This window comes from Pseudothioclava nitratireducens (assembly GCF_029210495.1).
Classification (GTDB): domain Bacteria; phylum Pseudomonadota; class Alphaproteobacteria; order Rhodobacterales; family Rhodobacteraceae; genus Pseudothioclava; species Pseudothioclava nitratireducens.
The window spans coordinates 1-1,304 of the sequence record NZ_JARGDK010000032.1 but is presented as its reverse complement, the minus strand read 5'-3'; the positions used below and the strand labels follow the sequence as shown (position 1 = coordinate 1,304).

At 60.3% G+C, this 1,304-nt stretch carries 2 protein-coding genes; both read left to right on the top strand.

Going from position 1 to position 1,304, the window contains the following annotated elements; translation table 11 throughout:
- Nucleotides 1-441, top strand: a 441-nt coding sequence (locus tag P0X85_RS15050) for a DUF6441 family protein (protein ID WP_275815175.1), incomplete at its 5' end; no start/stop codon positions are given.
- Between the two features lie 92 nt (nucleotides 442-533).
- Nucleotides 534-1,103: a CIA30 family protein gene (locus P0X85_RS15045; RefSeq protein WP_275815172.1), complete on the top strand. Its 570-nt coding sequence runs from the start codon at nucleotides 534-536 to the stop codon at nucleotides 1,101-1,103.
- Nucleotides 1,104-1,304 lie beyond the last annotated feature (201 nt).

Genomic DNA, 1,304 nt, shown 5'->3' with positions numbered 1-1,304 from the left:
CCGAGGTCAGGGGAGAGCCTGAACGCTGCGGCACTCGTCTGGTCGAAGGCGCCGGTTATCGTCGGCGCTCATGACACAGGCCCGCTCATCCGCTCGCGGGACGGGTTCTGGCTTGCGATCCCAACGCCAGCGGCCGGCAAGGGCACGCGCGGCAAGGCGCTCACGCCCGGCGAATGGGAAAGGCGGCGCGGTCTGCGCCTGCGCTTTGTCTATCGGCGAAACGGTCCAAGCCTGCTTGTCGCAGACGGACGTTTGAACAGCCGGGGCTTAGGCGTGGCCTCGCGGTCCAAGACGGGCCGCGGACAAAGCACGGTGCCCATCTTCTTGCTGGTGCCACAGGTGAAGCTGTCGAAACGGCTGGATCTGGGGCGAGATGCCGCAAATGCGATTGATGGTGTGCCCGGGCTGATCATGGCACATTGGATCGACGAGCGGATCTAGCTAAAGTGCAGATATCCACCTGCTGCGCGCGATCAATCGACTCTACGGCGACCGGATATGAAACGGTCCCAGGCAATCTGGCGGAGGGCACAATGAACTTGACACGGCGCGGCTTGGTTATGCTCGCTCTGGCGGCTATTCCGAGCCTGGCTTTGGTGCAGCATGCGGGGGCCAAGACGATGAACATCGAGGGTTTCAAGATGCAGCCGGAGACTGGCTGGCGCTTTTTTACCGATAATGTGATGGGCGGGGTCTCGACTGGGCGCGTTGTCTTCCTCAAGGAAAATGGCGCGCCTTATGCGCGTATGACCGGTCTTGTCAGTACCGCGAACCGGGGCGGCTTCATTCAGATGAGGCTTGATCTTTCGAAACCGCCGTCGGCCGATGTCACCGGAGTGCGTCTCGTTGTGCGCGGCAATCTCCAACGCTACTTCGTGCATCTTCGCACGTCGGGCACGATCTTGCCTTGGCAATTTTATCAGGCGGGCTTTGAGGTCACCGGCAGCTGGACGGAAGTGATCTTGCCGTTTGAAGCGTTCCGTGCGTCGGGTGCATTGTTGCGAAATGTGCCGCGCCCTGAAAAGCTGAAGTCCATTGCCATTGTCGCCTATGGCCGGGACCATGAGGCCGAAATCGAGGTTCTCGAGATCGGGTTCGTTTGATCCAGACGGTTGCGACGCTGAAAAGAACTGCCTGCCGAGACACGGGGGATCACGGTCTTATCATCAAAGCTGCCAGATGCACGTCTCGAGGACGAGAATAAAGATGCCCACCATGCTCAGTTCTCGCGAAACCATCCTCGCCTCTTTGCATGGCAAGCTTCAGGTGCTGGATGCCTTGGTGCTGCGCAACGCGGTGCTGCC

Coding starts and splice junctions, on each gene's coding strand:
- P0X85_RS15045 (WP_275815172.1), top strand. CDS start 534: ATGAACTTGACACGGCGCGGCTTGGTTATGCTCGCTCTGGCGGCTATT.